Source organism: Emticicia sp. W12TSBA100-4, assembly GCF_040253585.1.
In the GTDB taxonomy this organism is placed as follows: Bacteria; Bacteroidota; Bacteroidia; order Cytophagales; family Spirosomataceae; genus Emticicia.
In genome coordinates, this window is sequence record NZ_JBELAU010000075.1 from 1 (window position 1) to 561 (window position 561).

At 33.9% G+C, this 561-nt stretch carries 1 protein-coding gene; it reads right to left on the minus strand.

Translation table 11 applies throughout. The annotated features are described in order from the left end of the window. Positions 1–561, minus strand: a 561-nt coding sequence (locus tag ABR854_RS25810; RefSeq protein ID WP_350268733.1) for a hypothetical protein, incomplete at both ends; no start/stop codon positions are given.

The window sequence follows — 561 nt, forward strand, 5'->3', positions numbered from 1 at the left end:
GCTGGATTACTATTAATCTGAATAGTCGGAATTATCTGGGTGTCACCAGTTTGAATCGTATATTCACACCAAAACTTTAGTTTTGTACTATTAATTCTTGCAAATGAAATGTTCAATCCTTGATTCTGAACAATAGAACCGTTACGAAATGCAGATACGTTAACCCCCAGAATATTATCACTTGCATTTGCAATGTTTTCATTAATAATAAAAACAAACATTATTTTGTGACCAACTGCCCATGCTGGGTAATTAGCTAATATCATCCTTTTTTGAAGATATGTGCTACCTCCTGCAATGCCTGTCGGAATAGTTATTGTTTGATTTAGAGGCGATATTGTGGCACCATTCAAACTCTCACCAGTTGCCGTTTCACCAACAAAATCATAAATTTCTTGGCTTTTTTGTAAGCTATTGATGTTTGAGCTATTACTTAATATTTTCTCTTCTACAGAATTGAACCTATTTGAAATTTCATTAGTATCATATACTAATGATGAATTTTGCGAATAAAAAGCCAAAGTCAATACTTTATTTGCACCGGCATTGGTCGCTGGCGAT